Source organism: Actinomyces ruminicola, assembly GCF_900103885.1.
GTDB classification, from domain to species: domain Bacteria; phylum Actinomycetota; class Actinomycetes; order Actinomycetales; family Actinomycetaceae; genus Actinomyces; species Actinomyces ruminicola.
The window spans coordinates 61191-80061 of the sequence record NZ_FNIM01000004.1 but is presented as its reverse complement, the minus strand read 5'-3'; the positions used below and the strand labels follow the sequence as shown (position 1 = coordinate 80061).

The following is an 18871-nucleotide window of genomic DNA, read 5'->3' as shown; positions in this document are numbered from 1 at the left end:
TCCTGTGACGAGGCCCCAACAGTGCCTGACCGAGGTCTGGGATGCGCAGTCCTGAACTCAACGGTCCTCAGGCCGGGCACCGGATCACGACTGGAAGGTGCCCGCCCGTCCCATGAATGCCAACAGCCAGACTCCCGAGCTTCCCGGCGGGACCATTGAGGTCAAGGCGCCGCCGGACGCCGTCACCCCGCAGGATGCCACCAGTGTTCTCGCCTCCGTCCTGCCGCTGACCGGCTCCATGGGCGTGATGGTGTTCATGGCGATCTCCAACAGCTCCAACACCAGGATGCTGTTCATGGGCGGGGGCATGGTGGTGGCAATGCTGTCGATGGTGGCCGCCAACATCTACCGGCAGATCCGCCAGCATCGCAACAACGTCACCGACCAGCGCCGTGAGTATCTGGCCTACCTCTCAGAAATGCGCGAAACCGTGCGCAACGCCGCCCGGCAGCAACGCAGCGACTCCGTGCGCGACTTTCCCGACCCCGTCTCCCTTCCCTACTTCGTGCAGCAGGGCCAACGCGTCTGGGAACGCAGTGAGGCGGCCGACGATCCACTGGCGGCGCGCCTGGGGCGGGGAACGGTCAAGTTGGCCGCCGAGCTCAAGGCCGAGAAGCTCGACGCGCTGGCGAAGCCGGACCCGGTGTGCCTGTCGGCGATGACCCGGTTCGTGTCCACACATGCGGAGGTGGACGGGGTGCCGTGGGCGATCTCGCTGAACAACCTCTCCCACCTGGAGGTGGTGGGGGAGGGTGCCGTGGCCCGCGCCCACACCCGGGCGCTGCTCACTCACCTGCTGGCCCTCACCCCGCCGAGTCTGCTGCGGGTGGCGGTGCTCGCCGGCGAGGAGAACCTGCCGGAATGGGACTGGCTCAAATGGGCCCCGCATGCCTGGTCCGACTCGGTGCGGGACGCCGTCGGCCCGGCACGACTGATAGCCACCGACCTGGAGCAGCTCATAGACAAACTCCCCGACGGGCTTGAGCACCGCGGCACCTTCACCGCCGGCGCGGCCGAGGCGCCCACGCCGCATGTTCTCATCGTCGTCGACGGCGGGCGGCTGCCCGATACCTCGCCGCTGGGCTCCACGGCCGGAGTGCGCGGCGTCACCGTGATTAACCTGCCGACGGAGTGGGGGCTGTTGACCTCCCCGACGACGGCCCGCCTGGTGGTTTACCCGCCACAGCCGGACGTTGCGGGCGACTCCGGCGCGCCAATGAGTGTGCCGATGGAGATCGCCACTGTCGGCAACGATCCCATACCGCTCGTGGCAGACACGCTCGACGCGGTCACAGCCGAGGCCGTGACTCGCCGCCTGGCGGCCAGGTTCACCGAGGTCGGGGAGGACTCGGTGGCCGTCCCCGTGGGCATCTCCGACCCCAAGCGCTCCGCGGACCTGCTGGACCTGCTGGGGCTGGGAGACGTGCGTGACATCGAACCGGAGCGCTGCTGGACGCCGCGGCTGGGCGACGACCGCCTGCGGGTTCCCTTCGGGGTCACCCCCGAGGGCACGCCGGTGGTCCTGGACATCAAGGAGTCGGCGCAGGGGGGCATGGGCCCGCATGGGCTGCTGGTGGGGGCGACCGGTTCCGGTAAGTCGGAGGTACTGCGCACCCTGGTGCTGGCGCTCGCACTTACACACTCCCCGGACCAGCTCAACTTCGTGCTGGTGGACTTCAAGGGCGGCGCCACCTTCGCGGGCATGTCCGAACTGCCGCACGTGTCCGCCATGATCTCCAACCTGGAGAACGAACTGGGGCTGGTGGATCGCATGGAGGAGGCGCTGCGCGGGGAGATGAACCGCCGGCAGGAGATCCTGCTGAACACGGGCAACTACGCCAACGTCTCCGACTACGAGGCGGCCCGCCGCGCGGGCAAGCACAATGGCGAGCCGCTGCCGGCGCTGTTCGTCATCCTCGACGAGTTCTCCGAGCTGCTTGCCGCAAAACCTGACTTCATCGAGATTTTCGTCGCTATTGGCCGCCTGGGTCGCTCCATGCAGATCCACCTGCTGCTGTCCTCGCAGCGTCTGGAGGAGGGGAGGCTGCACGGCCTGGAGTCGCACCTGTCCTACCGGATCGGCCTGCGCACCTTTTCCGCCTCGGAGTCGCGCACAGTCCTGGGCGTGACCGACGCCTACGACCTGCCGCCCTACCCCGGGGTCGGCTATCTCAAGAGCGATACCCGCACCATGACCCGCTTCCGGGCCGCCTATGTGGCGGGGCCGCCGCCGGAGCGCACCGGCGCCGGACGCGCCCAGGACCGGCCTGCGCTCCCGGCGCCCGAGACGCCGGCCCCCGGCGCGGCCGCCGCCCCGCTGGTGCTGCCCTTCACCACTGCGGAGATTCCGCTGCCCCCTCAGGCTCAGGTGGAGCTCGACGTGGCACCGGAACCGGAGGAGGCCCCGGAGGTCTCCGCCCGGGATGCCGCATACGCGGACATGTCCACCATGGACATCGCGGTGGCGCGCATGACCGGTCACGGCAACCCGGCGCACCGGATCTGGCTGCCCCCGCTGGACGTCCCCGAGACCTTCGACTCGCTGATCGACGATCTCACAGTCGACCCCCAGCTCGGGCTCATCTCTCCCTCGTGGCGCGCTCGCGGGGACCTGGTGGTGCCGCTGGGCATCACCGACATCCCGATGGAGCAACGGCGCGACCAGTACAGCGTGGACCTGTCCGCGGCGGGCGGTCACGTCGGCGTCGTCGGCGGCCCGCTGTCCGGCAAGTCCACGGCCCTGCGCTCCCTGGTGATGGGGCTGGCGCTGACCCACGCGCCCACCGAGGTGCAGTTCTATGTGGTTGACCTGGGTGGCGGGACCTTCTCCACCATGATGGACCTGCCGCACCTGGCCGGCGTCGGCACCCGCGACGATCCCGACGTCATCGCTCGCATCATCGCGGAGATCGAGGCGCTGCTGGCTGATCGGGAGAGCTACTTCAAAGCCAACCGGATCGACTCCATCCAGACCTACCGGCGTCGGCGCGCGGCCGGGCAGGCGGACGACGGCTACGGGGACGTGTTCCTCGTGATCGATGGCTGGTCTGTCCTCAAGACGGATTTCGACACCATCGCCGAGCGTGTGCAGGCGATCATGACGCGCGCGCTCGCATTCGGTGTGCACCTGGTGATCTCCTCGGCCCGGTGGGCGGAGATGCGTGCAGCGATCAAGGATGCGCTCGGCACCCGGATCGAGCTGCGCCTGGGCGACCCGGCGGAGTCCGAGCTCAACCGCGCCGCCGCCAAGTCGGTGCCGACCGGGCGTCCGGGTCGTGGCCTGGACCCCGCCGGGCGGCACATGCTGCTCACCCTCCCGCGCCTGGACGGCGAACACGATCCCGCCACCCTCTCCGAAGGGGTCGGAAACGCCTGCCGCACGATTGCGGACTCCTACCGGGGCGCGCCCGGGCCGAAGCTGCGGCTGCTGCCCACCCGCATCGACCTGGCCGAGCTGCAGGCCCAGGTGCCGACGGCGGATGGTCCCGTCATCGGCATCAACGAGGCCCGTCTGGAGCCCGTCACCCTTGACATGCGGCATGAACCGCACCTGATCGTCCTGGGTGACGCCAAGAAGGGCAAGTCGTCATTCCTGCGCGCCCTGATGGCCGAGCTGACCCGCGACCGCACCCCCGCTGACCTGCGCATCCTCCCCATCGACCCGCGCCGCTCCCTGCTCGGGGACATCCCCGAGGAGTTCATGCTCACCTACGTGACCCTGCGCGATCAGGCGGCCAACGAGATGACGCGCCTGGTGGACTTCCTGAAGGGGCGCCTGCCCGGGCCGGAGGTGACTCCGGAGCAGCTGCGCACCCGCAGCTGGTGGAACGGCCCCGAGGTGTATGTGCTGGTGGACGACTACGACCTGCTGACCACCGGCCAGATGAACCCGCTGCTGCCGCTGCAGGCCCTGCTGCCGCAGGGGCAGGACGTCGGCCTGCACCTGGTCCTGACCCGGCGCAGCGGTGGAGCCAGCCGGGCCCTGTTCGAGCCGATCATGCAGACGCTGACCGACCTGTCCACCCCCGGCATCATGCTGCCGGGCAACCCGGAGGAGGGGCCGCTGCTCAACCGTCAGCGTCCCAAGCCGGGGCCTGCGGGCCGAGCCAGTCTGATCACCCGCGACTCCATTCAATCCATTCAGTTGGCGTGGTCCCCGCCGACGACGTGAAAGCGGCGGAGCCCGGCCGCCCACAACCGGTGACTCGCGTCCCAGCGTGACCAGCCCGGGCGGGGCGCTGACCGGGGTGAGGGCCGGACGCCGGTACAGTCGGTCTCATGGCGCAGGGACGGAAGGCGGGCGACGGCTCCGGCGGTGGACGCGGCCGCGGCACGGGCGGCAGGGCCTCCTCCGGGCGCTCCGGCAGCGCCCGGCGAACGCCGTCGTCGGGGGCCAGGCCTAAATCCTCCGGCGGCGGTGCAACGCGCTCGGGCAGCGCTCCTTCCGTATCCGGGCGAGGTGGCGCTTCACGGGCGAAGGACGCCGGTGCTGCTCGGGGTCGCGGCGGTGCCGCCCGCTCGAGCGCATCGGGCCCTGCCTCCGGCCGCGGCGGCTCTGCTCGCTCAACCTCGGCGCGTTCCGGCGCTGCTCGTGCCAATGCGCGGCAGGCGCCTCGCGGCCAGGCACGTGCGCAGCGCACCGTCACCACCCAGGATGGCCGTCCGGGACGGCGCCCCGCCCGCACGGCGCGTTCCGTCCGCGGGCAGGCCGCCCGCTCCGCCGCCCGTACACGCTCTCAGGGGCGGGGGAGGCCGGGCGCCGCCGGGCACCGGCCGACGCCGCCCCGGCGCCCGCGCTACTGGCTGCGCCGCCTGGTGGTGCTGGTGCTCGGTATTGCGCTGCTCGCCGGGGTCTCCGGCGGCATCCTGTCGGCCGCCGTCTGGGCGCGCAACACGATCCGCGCCCAGGATGATCGGGCCGCCGCCCAGACCGCCACCACCTACCCCAACCCCGTGGACTGCACCGCCGACGACCTGGACGTCACCCTCACCTCACCCGACTCGGTCTCCGCCGGGTCTGGGATGACTCTGAGCATCACCGTGAACAACACCGGCTCCGAGGCCTGCCTGCTTGATCTGGGCGGCGAGCACATCGGCGCCGTCGTCACCTCCGGCACCCAGACGATCTGGGAGTCGACGGTCTGCCCCTTCACCCCCACCAGCCGGCGCCTGCTCGTCGCCCCCGGTGACGACGCCGCCGCCACCATCATCTGGGACGGCAACGTCGCCTCCTCGGACTGCGCGCCCGCCGCCGTGCAGGCCGGCACCGCGACGGCGTCGGCCACCGCCACTGCGACGGCGGAGGCGACTGCCGAGACGACCGACGGTGCCGCGACGGAGGGGACCGGGGACGCGCAGGAGACTGAGGGGACCGGGGACGCTCCCGCCGAGGAGACGCCCACGGCCGCCGCGTCCGGCAACGTCGCCACCGCCGGCACTTACCGGGTGCGTATCCAACTGGACGGCGCCGACCTGACCGAGGACCGTGTCTTCGTGATCGAGTAGCGGCGCGGCCTCGTTTTTCACGCCGGGCCCGCGCCGCGTATTGACTTCTGCCTGCGGTGTCCGTGCTGTGGCTGGAGGTGGAGTTTTGGTGTCGGTGGGGTTACAGTGCGTGTTTGTGAGCTGTGATGCTGCGCTGGGTGAACGCCGTGCTGGTGGCCTGCCTGGGTGCTGGGCCGTGAGGGGGCGGGCGTGAGCATGGGTTTGAGCCTGGATGCGGTTGCGGGTGGTGTGGTTGGTGAGGTTCCGGGCTCGCCCGGTGGGGTGCTGGCGGTGGCGGACTCCTGGAGGGCTGGTGCGCGGGTGCTGGATGAGGCGGCCAGCAGTGTGGTGTCCTCACGTTTGGCGGTGCCTTCCTGGCAGGGGATCAGCGCGGAGGCGTTCCGCTCTTCCTCCCGGGGTTTGGAGGGTGACCTGGATGCCTCGATCATGGGTCTGCTGGATGGGGCGCGTCATTTGGAGGCCTACGCCCAGGTGCTGGCTGATGCGCAGGAGGCGTTGGAGCGGCTGCGCGCTCTGGTGGGTGCGGCGCTGTTGGAGGCGGTGGATGCTGGTGCGCCGGCGGTGCTGGTGGCGGGTGTGCGCTATGCGGCTGCGGGTGCGGCGGTGGGGATTCGGGCGCGGGTGAGTATCGCGGCCATGCGTACCGCGGCGGCCCTGAACGCGGTTGGTGTTGGTGGTGATGGTGCTGGTTCAGGTGTTGGCGTGGGCGCGTCTGGGGACAGTGTGGCTGATGACAGCAAGGGGAAAGTAGATGACCACACTGGCGCCAAGACGGCTTTCAGTGCTGAGGATATTCGGCGGTTGCGGCAGCAGGCTGACGGACGAGCCGACTGGGATTCAGCCCATCAGGGGGACATTGGTGATTGCTACCTGTTGGCGACCCTGGATGCGTACTCGCGGACCGAGGATGGGGAGCAGTTCCTGCGGGATCATGTGCGGTGGAGTGAGAAGGATCAGGCGTTCATAGTCACCCTGTACGACGATGATGGCAAGCCGGTGTATGTGAAGGTAACCGACTACTACACCGACGGTAACCAGGGCGATCAGGTTCGTGACCGTCAGATGCCCAACCTGATTAGCGTGTATGAGCGCGCCTACGGCCAGTACTTGGGCGATCACGACCTTCCGGGCGGTAAAGCCAACGAAGCCATGGAAGATCTCTCCGGGCGAGATGCGCACAGAGTCGAAACTAAGGGGGCGCCTGGCTTTCTGGGATGGTGGAGGGAGGATCACAAGTATACTGATTCCGAATGGAAGGAAATTGAGGACGCTGTTGAAGCGGGCTGCCCTGTTGTCGGAGGTACCTCTGATGGCGATTTTGACGATGGATCCTCTGTCGAGGCGTGGGCAGACACGGACGATAACGGGCGGGTTGACGATAGCGACGAGAAAGGCGTCTACACGATTGCGGAAGGTCATGCCTACAGCGTGGTCGCCATAGATGACAAATATGTGACTCTGCGCAACCCATGGGCGCGGAACGACACTTCTGGAGGCTATGTTCCCCCTGAAGAAGATGAAGAAGATGGGTTAATTCGCATTACTCGTGAAGACTACGAGAAATATTTTCAACATACCGATATTGGGGAAATTCCGGGCGAGTCTTGATCGTCCTTTTGGGCAGGGGTGAACGTTGCGTGTATTGTGCTGCCTCTAAATTTGTCATTTACCGATCAAGTGTCACTTCACTGTCAAGAACAACGTTTACTTCGTATGTCCACTTGCCGTCCTCCCCGTTGGGGAGTAGTGGCTCGGGATTGACGGTAAGTAAGGTTATTACTCCCAGGCCGTTGATGTGAACGCTTTCCCCTAGGCGTAACTCAATGATTTCCGCAACTCCATCACTGTGGGTCCACTGTAGCGAGCCGATCCACTGATGTCTTTCAGAACGCAGGGGTCCTTCTCTTAACGCGCCTGCCTTAGTTCGAACTGAAGGGATGCTTGGACCGAGCTGCCAAAGACGTCCGACTTCAACACCGTCGGGCAGCGGTACCGAGCGTGTTGGTGGCCTGGTCCACCACAGCCAGCCGCCGATACCTGCTGCCGCCAACAGTGCTACCACGAGGCAGCCGGTCAGGGCGCGCCGCATGAGCCGTCGCCTTGGCGGGGCTGCCGAGACGGCCCCGCCTGCTGAACTCGCCGTATTACGCCCAGCAGGCGCCACCTCGTTGCCCACTCCGGTCCGGTCCACTGCGCTCTGTCCGTCCGCCCGCTCGTCGCTTTCGCCGGTTGCTGATGCCACCGCCAACACGCTCCTTGCCCTCCACCGAACCTGATGCGCCCCCGATCCTACGCCGACTTACGCGCGGGTGACAGGCCCCGATCCACATAGCCCCGCACCGACATCGGTGGATGAATCCCATGAGCAGAATCGTAGATCCGCGAGCTTTTACCTTATTCGTTCTACTCCGGGGTCGAGCGTGACATTCACCGTGTAGGTCCAGAATCCTGCGCGGCAGTCGGGGAGGAGTGGTTCGGGGCGGACGCGCAGTAGCGTCACGGTTCCTAGGCCGTCGATGTGAACAGTATCCCCCAGGCGTAGCTCGAAGATCTCCACGACTCCGTCACTACGGGTCCACTCCAACGAACCGATCCAGTGATGTCTTTCAGAACGCAGCGGTCCTTCTCTCAACGTGCCTGCTTCGGTCCTCGCCGGCTCAACACTCGTGCCGACCTGCCAGACACGCCCGGGTTCGATCCCATCGGGCAGCGGCACCTCTCGCGTCAGCGGTCTGGTCCACCACAGCCAGCCGCCGATACCTGCTGCCGCCAAGAGCGCCACCACGAGGCAACCCGCCAGAACCCGCAACACGCGCCGCCGGAACAGCGCCACCGCCATGGCCTCGTCTTCGTGCTCTTTTCCGGAGGATTGAGCGAGTTCGGCGGGTTGCGCTCCGGCGCTCGTTCCCGTGGTAGAAGACTCTGGCTGCGGAGCCGATTCCTCGCCACGATCGCCGGTTACTGATGTCATTGCCAACACGCTTCTACCCGTGAGCGGAATGAAACGGGTGCCGCAGTTCAGCTGGTTAGGCCGTGGTAACTGACGGTCTTCGCCTCGGCTCCAGTGACGGCGCCGCCCGCAGCTGCGCCACCGAGGTTACGCAGCCCGCTGAGCGATGCTTCGAGCCGGTGCGCGCCGTCGGCAGCCTCTTGGTCGGTATTCGCGTAGCCTTGCTGTACGGATAGCAATCCGTCAGCATCCTTATTCGCCCGGGTGGCCATGCTGTCGACTTGCTGTTCATGGCTAGCGGCGAACCGCGCCGCAGCCGATGCGAGCACGGCCGAGCCGAACACGTCCTCGCTGCCGGACTCCACCTGGAACTGCGACAGCGTGTAGCGTCCGTCATCCAGGCGCGCTCGAGCGGCGGCAAGCTCCTCCGGCACAACCTGCAGAGTCACCTTCAACACCTCCCGTGGAAACCCGCTCGGCTTGCTGGCAGGCGAGCGGGCCGAGGGCGAACCGTTTCCAAACGGTCTCAGCTTAGCATCGGCCGCTGTATCCCGCGCTCACGGCCCCGCTCTCACGCGTAGCGGTCGGCGATAGACACCTCTGCCAGGCGCGACAGACCATCGCGCAGGGTGCGGGCCTGGCGCACACTGACGCCTTCGATCGCCTGCAGCTCCTCGACTGTCGCCCCCAGCACCGCCTGCAGCGAGCCCCAGTTGTCTACCACGGCGCGCGCCGTCACCAGCGGCAGCCGCGGGATCTTGGCGAGAATCCGCAGCCCCCTTGGCGAGACTGAGGCGTCCAGGTCCTGCCCATCGGCCCCGCCCAGCCCCATCGACCGGGCCACCATCGCCAGGTCCAGCAGGGCCGGAGAACCCACCCACTTAAGGCGGGCGTCCACCGTGGCGGTATCCAGTCCCTGTGGCAGGTAGTCGGTCAGTAGGAAGTCCCGCTCGGCCATCAGCCCCCGGGTCAGCTCCTCCACCTGCAGGGCGAGCAGCCGCCCGTCGGTGCCCAGCTCGACTACGTAGCCGTCGATGTCGGAGGCGATGCGGCTGACCATCTCCAGCAGCTGGAGTGCGGCGGTGACGTCCCGGACGGTGACCAGGTCCTCAATCTCCAGGGCGTCCAGGCCGCCGGAGATCTTGTCCAGGCGCGCCTTGTAGCGCTCCAGGGTGGCCAGCGCCTGATTGGCGCGCGCCAGGATCGCCTCGCTCGGCTCGATGACGTGCCGGCGCCCGTCCACGTACAGGGAGATGATCCGCATCGACTGACTCACCGAGATCACCGGGTGCCCGGTCTGCCGGGCCACGCGCTCGGCGGTGCGGTGGCGCATGCCCGCCTCGGAGGTCTCGATGGATGCGTTGGGCAGCAGCTGTACATTCGCCCGGCGAATACGATTGTTCGCTCGATCCACGATCACCGCGCCGTCCATCTTGGCCAGCTCCCGCAGCTGGGCGGCGGTCAGCTCCACGTCCAGCCGGAATCCGCCCGAGGAGATCGCCTCGACCGTCTCGTCGAAGCCAAGCACGATGATCGCGCCGGTGCGCCCACGCAGAATGCGCTCCAGGCCGTCGCGCAGGACGGTACCGGGGGCGACGAGCGCGAGCGTCTCACGCAGCAGGTTGACGGGGGTATCGGTCATGGGTCTCTCCTGGGGGTGGTCTGGCTGTGCCCACTGGCGCGGGCGCCGGACCGCTGCCGCAACATGCTAACCGCATGGGGCGGGCCGACGCCGTGAAACGGGTCGCGCCGCTCGTCGTCGACGGGCGGGCGGACCGGCAACCGCTCCCTGCGGGGCCTCTCAGCCGCGCGGCAGGGCCGCCCCGACGGCCTCACTGACATGCGCCACCGGCAGCACCTGGACGCCGTCGACGCTCCGCAGCTCCTGGGACCCGGCCAGCGGCACGATAGCCCGATCGAAGCCGAGACGCGCCGCCTCGGCCAGACGCCGTTGCACACCGACCGTGGCCCGCACCTCCCCGGTCAGCCCGACCTCGCCGAAGGCCACCAGTCCCGGGGGAGTGGGCAGGTTCTGCGCGGCGGAGACGACGGCGATCGCCACCGCCAGGTCCGTGGCGGGCTCGACCGCCCGCGCCCCGCCCACGGTGGAGACGTACACGTCCGCACTCGAGGTGTCCAGCCGCAGGCGCGCCGCTAGCACGGCCAGCGACATCGCCACCCGGGAGTGATCCACGCCCGAGGTGGTGCGGCGCGGTGAGCCGGCGGCGGTTCCGGCCACCAGCGCCTGGATCTCCACCGGCATGGGGCGGCGCCCCTCCAGTGTCACCGTGGCGCAGGTGCCTGGCACCTCGCTGCGCGCGGCCGACAGGAACAGTCCCGACGGATCGGCCAGGCCGACGATGCCGCGCTCGCCCAGATCGAAGCAGCCCACCTCGTCGGTGGGGCCGTAGCGGTTCTTCACCGCGCGCAGCAGCCGCAGCCGGGCGTGCCGATCACCCTCGAACTGGCAGACGACGTCCACCAGGTGCTCCAGCACCCGGGGGCCCGCGATGCCGCCGTCCTTGGTCACATGGCCCACCAGCAGCACGGGGATGGCATGCTCCTTGGCCACCTGGATGAGCGCGCTCGCGACCGCACGCACCTGTGTGACTCCACCAGCGCCGCCCTCGACCTGTGCGGAGGCGATTGTCTGAATCGAGTCCACGATCAGCAGCGACGGCGCGGCGTCCTGGACGTGGCCGAGAACTGCGCCGAGTTCGGTCTCGGCGGCCAGCAGCAGCGCCGGGTCGATGGCGCCGATGCGCTCTGCGCGCAGCCGTACCTGGCCGGCCGACTCCTCACCGGTCACGTACAGCACCGGGCCCTGCCCACGCTCGCGGGAGGTGGCAGCGGCCTTGGCGGCGACGTCCAGCAGGAGCGTGGACTTGCCGACGCCGGGCTCCCCGGCCAGTAGTACGACCGCCCCGGGGACGACGCCGCTGCCGAGTACCCGGTCCAGCTCGCCCACCCCGGTGGGGCGGGCGCGGGCCTCCTCCGCGCTGACCTCCGCGATCGGGCGTGCGGCGACTGCGGGGCGAATCGCCGCGGCCGGCACGGGCGGGCGTCCCGGAGAGGCGCCGCCCGCGGCGGACTCGACGAACTCCTCCAGCGTGCCCCAGGCGCGGCACTCGCGGCACTGGCCGAGCCACTTGGGGCTGGTCCAGCCGCAGTCGGTGCACACGTAGGAGGTGCGTGCCTTGGCGGTCTTCGTGGTGGACATGAAGGCAGGCTACCGGGGCGCACCGACATGAATTCGGGCGGCAGCGGTCCCCGGCTGGGGTGCCGTGGAGCCGCGGGCGTGAGTGGAGTCTTACGGCTGGGCGGGCGCCTGCGGCTGGGCGGGCGCCTGGCCCTGTGAGTAGCTCGGGGTCTGGCCATACTCCGGCATCTGACCGTATCCGCTGCCGGCCGGTGCCTGTGAGGGTGCGACAGAGCCGTAGGCAGCGGGAGCCGTTGCGCCGGGGGCGGTGTACCCGGGCGTCTGCCCGTTACCGGTGCCCAGCGGCGTGCCGGCAACGGGGTCGTACCCGAGTTTGGCGGCGAGCAGCTGCCGGTCCTTGGAGCGGACCAGGTGCGGGGACTTGGCGAGGATCTTCTCGTCGATGGCGCGGGCGGCACCAATGGTGAAGAACATCAGGGCGAACGCCAGCGCGCGCAGGCCGAATCTGAATTCGAGCATGCCTACGAGCACTCCGAGGATGATGTAGATGCCCGCGATGCCGATGACTATCGCCGCGGTCATCAGGGCCCAGTAGTACTTGGAATGGGGGACGCGCTGCTTGGCGCTCATGAGGGAACTCCTGGAAGTGAGGGTGTCGCTTACCTCTCCAGTATTGATCTCCGTCTGATAACGGGCAACGGCGTCGCCTGGGTAGTGCTACCCAGGCGACGCCGTAGTCGCGCTGAGGTGCTATGCCGTGGGGGCGCCGGAGCCGTAGGAGCCGTAAGTGCCCGGCTGCCCCTGGGGCGGGGCCTGCCCATACCCCTGACCGCCATAGCCCTGACCCGCGTACCCCTGGGTGCCCCGCTGCGCCGACGGAGGCTGGGCGTACCCGTGACCCGGTGCGGTCGATTGCGAGCCCGCCGGCACCTGACCGTACCCCTGCAAGGCCTGGGTGGCCTGAGCCTGCCCGTAGCCGTACTGGGACACCTGGGCGGCCTGGGCCTGCGGCTGCGGGCCGGAGCCATACGGTGCTGCGCCGGGGGCGGGGTAACCCTGCGCCGGGGCGTAGCCGTCGGCGCTGAGGGGCGCCCCGGTTATGGGGTCGTGCCCGAGCTTCTGGGCCAGCAGGTATCGGTCCTTGTTCCGCACCAGGCGCGGGGACCTATTGAGGATGCTGTCATCGATGACGCCGGCGATGGCGACGAAGAGCAGAACCGGGAAGATCAGCAGTATTACGGGGATCCGCACCGATCCCTCGACGTGGTTTGAGATCCACAGGTAGATCCCGACCACGCCCGGCACGCCCAGGATGATCGCGATAGTGAGGAGGAGCCCGTAGAACTTTGAATGAGGAGTGGGCTCGTTCTTCTTGCTGGCCATATGAAGTAGCTCCTGAACTGTAATGATGGGGCTTTCCCCAGTATTCGCCGCGGTGCCGTGTCCTGCAAGAGAGGAACATGCGCGAGCAGTGTGTGATTTGTTATCAGGCTCTTCGGGTATGGGGGTGTGGTGGGTGGTTTCGGCCACAGCCAACGGCCCACGTCGAGGTCGGCAGTAGTCGCGTGCCGAGGTTGGTGGCATCAGACCTGGCTCGGTGTTGTACGTTGGTCGGTGCGGGTGGGTGCGTCGCTTGGTGGTTGCACACGGGAGCCGTCCGAGCGGGTTTGGCTGATCCTTGTTTTTCATTGGAAGCATGCGGAAATGGCTGCGTGGTCCGGAGTGGGTGGTGCCGCTCCCGTGTGCGGCCGGCCCCGCATTGCACACGGGAGCCCTGTCATGACACTCGGGTCGCGGGTGGAATCGGCGCCAGCTTGCGGTTTCTGTCTTTGGGGCTGTTTCTGGGGTGTGCGGACCCGGGGCAGGGGTCTTGGGTGAGGTTGTCTGGTAGACCGCGAACCGGCACGTCAGGCCACGCGCACCACCGACCGCGCACACGCCACCACCCCTGAACCGGAAGAGTCTGTTGTCAATAGTGGTGCGCTCCGTGGGGGCTTACGGGTCATGCTGTGGGTGCCGCAGCGCTGCAGGACAACCTTGCCGGGCGGCCGCATCGCATAGGAAAATGCCCCTGACCGAGGCCCGGGCGCCCGGCTCCGGGGCCGCCGACCGAAGGGGAGACCGTCTTTGGCCGATTCAGTCGATTCTGTGGACCTCGCCGACCGCGCTCGCGGCGTTGAGCATCGCCGCGCCGCCGCCCGAGCGCGCCATCTGAGCCGTCGCAGCCTTCTGGCGGGTGCCGTTGCCGCGGGCTCCGCCGCGCTGCTGTCGGCATGCGCATCCGGAGGCAGCGGCACTGCGGGATCTTCCGCCGCGGCAGGCAATGCCTCACAGCGTGCCACGGAATCGTTCCCTTTCACTGTCGAGCACACCTACGGCTCCACCACCATTGAGGCCGAACCGACCCGCGTAGCCGCAGTCTCCTGGGTGGACGCTGATGTGGTCATCTCCCTGGGGGTGGTCCCCATCGGTATGCCTGCAGTCTCTGCGGGCGATGACGGCACGGACGCCCATCCCTGGACCACCGAGGCCCTTGAGGCGCTCGGCGCCGGTTGGGATACCGGGAGCGCCCCGGCGGTGTACTCCGCGGCGGACGGAGTCGACGTCGAGGAGATCGCCGCCCTGGAACCCGATCTGATCCTGGGCGTGCACTCGGGCATGAGCGAGAAGGACTACCAGCGGTTGTCCGCCGTCGCCCCCACGCTGGCCCATCCCACAGGCGCCATCGCCTACGGCGCCTCCTGGGAGACGGTGACGGTCGCCGTCGGCAGGGCGCTGGGGCGCTCCGCCGCGGCCGAGGCCCTGGTCAAGGCAACCACCTACCTCGTCACCTCCACGGCCACGGCCAACCCGGTCCTTTCCGGGGCGACCTACGCGGCCGCGCAGATCGACATCAGCGGTCCGTCCATCGCCTTGTACACGACCACCGACTCTCGTTCGCAGGTTCTGGGTCAGCTGGGATTGACTCCGGCGCCGGCCGTCATCGCGGCGGGCGTGGACACAGAGGATGCGCTGTCCGTGGATCTCCCGCTCGAGGAGGCCGAACAGCTCAACGCCGATCTGCTGTGGCTCCAGGTCGAGGACGCCGCTGCCGTGGAGGCCATCGGGGACGAGGGCAGACTGTCCCGGATTCCGGCGGTTGCCGCGGGCACGGCCCTGTTCGTCACCGACGAGGTCGCCGCCATGAGCCTGGCGGCCGCCTCCCCTCTGTCGCTGCCCTGGTGCTGCGAGAACCACGTGCCCGAGATCGTCGCCGCGATAGAGGCGGGCCGGGCTGCGGCCACGGCCTCGGCCGCCGCCACGGCCACCGCTGGTGCCTCCGCCGCGGCGTCGTGAACCGCTTAGGGCGTGTCAGAATCACTGCGCCGTGAGGACGATGTGCGGCGTCGGCCCGCTCGCCTGCTACTGAGGGGGGTTCCGGGAAGCCCCGACGCCCCGAGGCGCGGCGTTGCGGAGCGCATTCCACGACCCTGGGCCGCAGTACACGACCTTGGGGTACGTTGCACGACCCCGGGGTGGTCGTGCAACGTACCCCAAGGTCGTAAATCGACGTGTGCGGCCGGAGTGGTGGCGGATGCGGTGGGGCAGACGCGCAGGCGAGTGCGGGCGGGCGCGCAAGTCACGCGCGGGCGGGCTGACGTTCCGCTCAGGCGCGGGCGGGCACAGTGTCAGCCCGCCCGCGCCTTGGCTGGCACTCGTCAGGCTTGAGCGAGGGCGTCACGCACCCGCGCCGCCACCGCCTCGCCGGTGAAGCCGTACTCCTTGAACAGCTGCGTGCCGGGTGCGGAGGCGCCGAAGTGGTCCAGGGAGACGATCACGCCGTCGTCGCCGACGATCTCGCGCCAGCCCATGGCGACACCCGCCTCAACGGATACACGCAGGCCCGCCTCGGGCAGCACCGAGGCGCGGTAGGCCTCGTCCTGCTGGGCGAACCACTCCAGGCAGGGGGCGGAGACCACGCGGGTGGGGGTGCCCTCGGCCTGCAGCGCCTCGCGGGCGTCCACGGCCACCCCCACCTCGGAGCCGGTGGCGATGATGGTTACCGCCGGGGCGACCTCGGCGCCGGAGGAGTCGGTGGCCTCGGCCAGCACGTAGGCGCCCCGGTGCACGCCGGCACGGGCGGTGGCGGCGTCGGCCTGCACGGTCAGCTTCTGCCGTGACAGCACGATCCCAGCCGGGCCCTCCGGACGCCGCAGGATCTGTGCCCAGGCAGCTGCCGTCTCATTGGCGTCGGCCGGCCGGACGACGGCGAGCCCGGGGATGGCGCGCAGGGCTGCAAGGTGCTCGACCGGCTGGTGGGTGGGGCCGTCCTCGCCCACGCCGATGGAGTCGTGCGTCCACACGAAGATGGAGCCCAGGCCCATCAGCGCCGCCAGGCGCACGGCCGGGCGCATGTAGTCGGAGAACACCATGAAGGTGCCCCCGTACGGGCGGGTGAGGCGGTCCAGGGCGATGCCGTTGAGGATCCCGCCCATGGCGTGCTCGCGAATGCCGAAGTGCAGCGTGCGCCCGTAGGGGCCGTCGGCGTCGGAACGGGCCAGGTCGGCGGGCAGGAAGGAGGGCTCGCCGGCCATGGTGGTGTTGTTGGAGCCAGCGAGGTCGGCGGAGCCGCCCCACAGCTCCGGGGCGACCGGCGCCAGGGCGGCCAGCGTCTTGCCGGAGGCGGCGCGGGTGGCCAGGGCGTCCCCGACCTCCCACACCGGCAGGGCGGCGTCCAGGCCCGCGTCCGGCTCTCCGGAGCGCAGGCGCTCCAGCAGGGCGGCCTGCTCGGGGGAGGCCTGCTGCCAGGCGGCGAAGCGGGCGTCCCAGTCGGCACGGGCGGCCGCGGCGCGCTCGGCGGCGTGAGCGCGGGTGAAGGCCACGACGTCGTCGGGCAGCTGGAAGGATGCCTGCGGGTCCAGGCCCAGGGCCTCCTTCAGCCCGACCACCTCATCGGTGCCCAGCTTGGCGCCGTGGGAGTCCTCCGATCCCTGCTTGGTGGGGGAGGGCCAGGCGATGATGGTGTGCAGGCGGATCATGGTGGGGCGCTTGGTCTCGGCGCGGGCGGCCACTAGCGCCTCGTGCAGGGCCTGCAGGTCCTCCCGGTAGGTGCCGCCGGCCTTCCAGTCGACGTCGAGCACCTGCCAGCCGTAGGCCTCGAAGCGGGCGGAGGGGTCCTCGGTGAAGGAGATGTCGGTGTCCCCCTCGATGGAGATGTCGTTGTCGTCATAGATGGCGATGAGGTTGCCCAGCTGCAGGGTGCCGGCCAGGGAGGCGGCCTCGGAGGCGACGCCCTCCTGCATGCAGCCGTCGCCCATGATCGTGTAGACGAAGTGGTCGAACAGGGAGGTGCCGTTGGCGGCGTCTGGCTCGAACAGGCCGTGCTCGCGGCGGGCCGCCATCGCCAGGCCGACGGCGTTGGAGAAGCCGGCACCTAGCGGGCCGGTGGTGGTCTCAATGCCTGGGGTGTGGCCGTACTCGGGGTGGCCGGGCAGGCCGGCTGAGGAGCGGAAGTGGGTGAAGCCCTCGATCGGGATGTCGTAGCCGGTCAGGAACAGCTGGCAGTACTGCAGCAGGGAGGCGTGGCCGGCGGACAGGACGAAGCGGTCGCGGCCCAGCCAGTTCGGGTCGGCCGGGTCGTGGCGCAGCTCGTGCTGGTAGAGCAGGTGGGCCACCGGTGCGAGCGAGATCGCGGCACCGGGGTGGCCGGAGCCCGCCGCCTCCACGGCGTCGGCTGCAAGGGCCTTGGCGACGTTGACGGCCCTGAGGTCGAGGTCGGTGAGTGCGAGGGGCTCGGTGGTCATGGGCAAACTCCTTTGTCGGTTGTCTGTGCGGTAGGCGCTTTAGTCAGTGTGCGCCCGGCCGGTGGGTGAACCCGCCGGAGGTGCTGAACGCATCATCTACGTTGCCGGGGCGGGCGAGCAAGACGGCCGGCTGCACATAGGTGCGTGTGTGCCGGGTGGTGAAGGTGCGCCCCGGGCAGCGGCGACGAGTGAGGCGAGGCCGGGGTGGTGTGTCCCGGCGAAGCGCTCGCGGCTGGTCCTGCATCAAGGTAAATGTATCACGGCTAGACAAACGGCGGTAGGTGATGTTGCGCGCGCTGCTCGGCGGGGTCGGCCCGCATCGCCGGGGCCCCACGCGTGCCCGCCGGTGCGGGGGCGAGTGTGCGCGTCGTCGGTGCCGGGCTTGCGAGTCGGGGCGGGCCGTGAAAGCCGCATGAACGATGAACGGATGTTCATTATATAGATCAGGTTGCGGTGTGTTGGCCGCGGGTATTCATGAGAATCACAACTGATTCTCTGGACTGTGAACGTCGCTCCCTGCCTATCGGTGAACGGATGTTTGCAGAGGGGGTGTTCTGCGTCGGGCTTAGGCACTACCTTCCGGGGTGTCCGGAGCGCATCCGGGCTCCGGTACTCGATGACGAGAATCAAGGGGTTGGCTCACATGCAGCTGGATCTGCTCAAGCGCGATCTGGTCCGCCTCGACTGGGAGGTACGCGACCGGGACGACTTCTTCGACCGGATCTCGGCCGAGCTCTTGCACGACGGCTACATCAGGGAGTCCTTCCGCGACGCCCTGGCCGCCCGCGAGCGCAAGTACCCGACCGCGCTGCCCACCGCCCCGGAGGCGGTGGCGATCCCGCACTCGGACGCGGAGCACATAGTCGAGCCCTTCATCGCGCCGGTGCGTCTGGCCACTCCCATCGACTGGCACGAGATGGGCAACGACGACGTCGTCCACCCGGTCCGATTCATCTTCGTCCTCGGCTTCGTGCAGGAGGACGGGCACGTGGAGGTCCTGCAGGTCCTGCTGCAGGACCTCCAGGATCCGGCCTTCATGGAGCAGTTGGACCGGGCGCGCACCCCGGACGAGTACTACCGGGTGCTTTCCGGCATGGCGGACATCCAGGCCCCATGACCCGGCACCAGCCACGCCCACCCTTCACCCATTCGCTCATCCATTCAAAGGAGAACACATCATGACCGCGAAGGTAATCGTCGCCTGCGGCAGCGGCGTCGCCACCTCCCAGACCGTGGCCAGCAAGGTCAGCCGGCTGCTGAAGGAGGCACGCGTGGACGCCGACGTCCAGGCGGTCGACCTCAAGTCCGTCGACCGTCACCTGACCAACGCCGCCGCCTACATCACCATCGTCCGGGAGAACAAGCCCCGCTCCGTCCCGGTGATCAACGGGATCGCCTTCCTGACCGGCATGGGGCAGGACCAGGAGCTGGCCAAGCTCATCGAGGCGATCAAGGCCTCCGGGAGGGCATGAC

At 69.0% G+C, this 18871-nt stretch carries 13 protein-coding genes; 6 read left to right on the top strand and 7 right to left on the bottom strand.

Annotation, left to right across the window (positions count from 1 at the left end):
* Positions 1-112 precede the first annotated feature (112 nt).
* The 3 genes from eccCa to BLR49_RS13855 all read left to right on the top strand — a co-directional run bounded on the left by eccCa (position 113) and on the right by BLR49_RS13855 (position 7113).
* A complete protein-coding gene (eccCa, locus tag BLR49_RS05270) occupies positions 113-4171 on the top strand; it encodes a type VII secretion protein EccCa (RefSeq protein ID WP_092534553.1) in 4059 nt (1352 codons plus the stop codon).
* A 107-nt stretch (positions 4172-4278) separates the two neighbouring features.
* Complete coding sequence (locus tag BLR49_RS12995) at positions 4279-5505, top strand: hypothetical protein (protein WP_143013705.1); 1227 nt, start codon at positions 4279-4281, stop codon at positions 5503-5505.
* Between the two features lie 195 nt (positions 5506-5700).
* Positions 5701-7113 carry a C2 family cysteine protease gene (locus BLR49_RS13855; protein WP_281241799.1) on the top strand — a complete coding sequence of 471 codons (1413 nt, stop codon included), beginning with the start codon at positions 5701-5703 and terminating at the stop codon, positions 7111-7113.
* A gap of 781 nt (positions 7114-7894) precedes the next feature.
* Here the strand turns inward: BLR49_RS13855 and BLR49_RS12990 are convergent.
* The 6 genes from BLR49_RS12990 to BLR49_RS05235 form a co-directional block, all read right to left on the bottom strand.
* Entirely contained in the window at positions 7895-8476 is a 582-nt protein-coding gene (locus tag BLR49_RS12990; protein WP_143013703.1) for a DUF2892 domain-containing protein, read from the bottom strand.
* 47 nt (positions 8477-8523) lie between these two features.
* Positions 8524-8904: a hypothetical protein gene (locus BLR49_RS05255; RefSeq protein WP_092534544.1), complete on the bottom strand. Its 381-nt coding sequence runs from the start codon at positions 8902-8904 to the stop codon at positions 8524-8526.
* A 122-nt stretch (positions 8905-9026) separates the two neighbouring features.
* Complete coding sequence (gene disA, locus BLR49_RS05250) at positions 9027-10097, bottom strand: DNA integrity scanning diadenylate cyclase DisA (RefSeq protein WP_092534541.1); 1071 nt, start codon at positions 10095-10097, stop codon at positions 9027-9029.
* A 159-nt stretch (positions 10098-10256) separates the two neighbouring features.
* Positions 10257-11675 carry a DNA repair protein RadA gene (radA, locus tag BLR49_RS05245; protein WP_092534539.1) on the bottom strand — a complete coding sequence of 473 codons (1419 nt, stop codon included), beginning with the start codon at positions 11673-11675 and terminating at the stop codon, positions 10257-10259.
* A 90-nt stretch (positions 11676-11765) separates the two neighbouring features.
* Entirely contained in the window at positions 11766-12245 is a 480-nt protein-coding gene (locus BLR49_RS05240) for a hypothetical protein (RefSeq protein ID WP_092534537.1), read from the bottom strand.
* A gap of 120 nt (positions 12246-12365) precedes the next feature.
* Complete coding sequence (locus BLR49_RS05235) at positions 12366-12998, bottom strand: hypothetical protein (RefSeq protein WP_092534535.1); 633 nt, start codon at positions 12996-12998, stop codon at positions 12366-12368.
* A 744-nt stretch (positions 12999-13742) separates the two neighbouring features.
* Between BLR49_RS05235 and BLR49_RS05230 the strand changes: the two genes are divergently transcribed.
* Complete coding sequence (locus BLR49_RS05230; RefSeq protein WP_092534533.1) at positions 13743-14951, top strand: ABC transporter substrate-binding protein; 1209 nt, start codon at positions 13743-13745, stop codon at positions 14949-14951.
* Positions 14952-15313: 362 nt separating this feature from the next.
* On the opposite strand, the gene tkt is transcribed toward BLR49_RS05230, so the two are convergent.
* Complete coding sequence (gene tkt / locus BLR49_RS05225; RefSeq protein ID WP_092534531.1) at positions 15314-17398, bottom strand: transketolase; 2085 nt, start codon at positions 17396-17398, stop codon at positions 15314-15316.
* 643 nt (positions 17399-18041) lie between these two features.
* Here tkt and BLR49_RS05220 point away from each other — a divergent pair.
* Together BLR49_RS05220 and BLR49_RS05215 are read left to right on the top strand one after the other, a co-directional pair.
* On the top strand, positions 18042-18515 hold the full coding sequence (locus BLR49_RS05220; RefSeq protein WP_092534529.1) for a PTS sugar transporter subunit IIA: 474 nt from the start codon (positions 18042-18044) through the stop codon (positions 18513-18515).
* Between the two features lie 61 nt (positions 18516-18576).
* Positions 18577-18870, top strand: coding sequence for a PTS sugar transporter subunit IIB (locus tag BLR49_RS05215; protein ID WP_092534526.1), 294 nt, complete (start codon positions 18577-18579; stop codon positions 18868-18870).
* Position 18871 lies beyond the last annotated feature (1 nt).

Bases quoted from the DNA above. Each gene is read 5' to 3' on its own strand.
- eccCa (WP_092534553.1), top strand. From the start codon at position 113: ATGAATGCCAACAGCCAGACTCCCGAGCTTCCCGGCGGGACCATTGAG.
- BLR49_RS12995 (WP_143013705.1), top strand. From the start codon at position 4,279: ATGGCGCAGGGACGGAAGGCGGGCGACGGCTCCGGCGGTGGACGCGGC.
- BLR49_RS13855 (WP_281241799.1), top strand. From the start codon at position 5,701: ATGGGTTTGAGCCTGGATGCGGTTGCGGGTGGTGTGGTTGGTGAGGTT.
- BLR49_RS12990 (WP_143013703.1), bottom strand. From the start codon at position 8,476: ATGACATCAGTAACCGGCGATCGTGGCGAGGAATCGGCTCCGCAGCCA.
- disA (WP_092534541.1), bottom strand. From the start codon at position 10,097: ATGACCGATACCCCCGTCAACCTGCTGCGTGAGACGCTCGCGCTCGTC.
- radA (WP_092534539.1), bottom strand. From the start codon at position 11,675: ATGTCCACCACGAAGACCGCCAAGGCACGCACCTCCTACGTGTGCACC.
- BLR49_RS05240 (WP_092534537.1), bottom strand. From the start codon at position 12,245: ATGAGCGCCAAGCAGCGCGTCCCCCATTCCAAGTACTACTGGGCCCTG.
- BLR49_RS05235 (WP_092534535.1), bottom strand. From the start codon at position 12,998: ATGGCCAGCAAGAAGAACGAGCCCACTCCTCATTCAAAGTTCTACGGG.
- tkt (WP_092534531.1), bottom strand. From the start codon at position 17,398: ATGACCACCGAGCCCCTCGCACTCACCGACCTCGACCTCAGGGCCGTC.
- BLR49_RS05220 (WP_092534529.1), top strand. From the start codon at position 18,042: ATGCAGCTGGATCTGCTCAAGCGCGATCTGGTCCGCCTCGACTGGGAG.
- BLR49_RS05215 (WP_092534526.1), top strand. From the start codon at position 18,577: ATGACCGCGAAGGTAATCGTCGCCTGCGGCAGCGGCGTCGCCACCTCC.